The organism is Nitratidesulfovibrio oxamicus, assembly GCF_015731765.1.
Lineage (GTDB): Bacteria > Desulfobacterota > Desulfovibrionia > Desulfovibrionales > Desulfovibrionaceae > Cupidesulfovibrio > Cupidesulfovibrio oxamicus.
In genome coordinates, this window is the sequence record NZ_VRYY01000642.1 from 1 (window position 1) to 985 (window position 985).

General features: G+C 72.3%; 1 protein-coding gene. It reads left to right on the forward strand.

Features of this window, described 5'->3' with window-relative positions; translation table 11 throughout:
• Nucleotides 1-554: 554 nt before the first annotated feature.
• Complete coding sequence (locus FVW20_RS16615) at nt 555-926, forward strand: TraR/DksA family transcriptional regulator (protein WP_196610462.1); 372 nt, start codon at nt 555-557, stop codon at nt 924-926.
• Nucleotides 927-985 lie beyond the last annotated feature (59 nt).

A 985-nucleotide genomic window follows, 5' to 3' on the forward strand; every position in this document is an offset into this window, starting at 1 on the left:
GGCGTGGACACCGGCGTGGACACCGGCGCGGACACCGGCACCGGACCCGCGAGCGGCGGCCTGTCCTGTACATGGTGGTGCGGGGTGGAATCGGCGGGGGTGCGGGGGCGGAGCATGTCCATGCGTCCTCCTGGGCGGCCAACTGGCCGGAGACTGGTGGCGCGGAAGGCACCGGGCCGTGTCGTGCGCGGCCTTGATGTCAGGCGGCAGTGGGCTGCGGCAGGCGGCGGGCGGTTTCCGTCCCGTGGCGGCTGCGTGCCTGTTCCGCGAAATGGAGTCCTGTCGCATGCATGGATAGACGCGCCGCGTGGAGAAGCCATGACCGGCGGGTGAACATTGCGTGAAGGGGGGCAGGGCGGGGAATGGACGATGCGGGCGTCACCCGATTGTCGGCGGCCCGTCGCCGCGCCGTCGCGCACCGATGCCGTCCGTGGGGCAGAAGGGGCAGTGTCCGGAAACCGGGGACGTCCACCCAACAGGCCAACAGGCCAACAGGATGCCCCGCAGCCCGCGCGGACCGCATGCCCGGCACCGCGCCACGGAAGGAACGCGCCATGACCGACCGTCACCACACCGAAATCCGCCGCCGCCTCGAAGCCGAACTGACCCACCTGCGCCGCCAGTTGCTGGTGGAGGGCGGCGTGGAAGCCTGCGCCGACGAAAACGAATTCGCCTCGCGCGTCAGCGAGCTGGCCCTCAGCATGACCCTTCTGGACCGCGCCGGGCGGCGCATCCGCGAAATCGAAGGGGTGCTGCGCGCCATGGACAGCCGGGACTACGGCGTGTGCGACGCCTGCGGCGACGACATTCCCCTGCCCCGCCTGCTGGCTCGCCCCACCACCCGGCTGTGCGTGCACTGCCAGATGGAGCAGGAAACCCGGGCGGGCCGCCCCATGGCCGCCACGGTCCACGCCAGGGCGTACTAGGCCCCGCGCCGGGCCGAACCCGCAGACCACCCGCCGGGCCATCGCCCATTCCGCCCATC

Coding starts and splice junctions, on each gene's coding strand:
- FVW20_RS16615 (WP_196610462.1), top strand. CDS start 555: ATGACCGACCGTCACCACACCGAAATCCGCCGCCGCCTCGAAGCCGAA.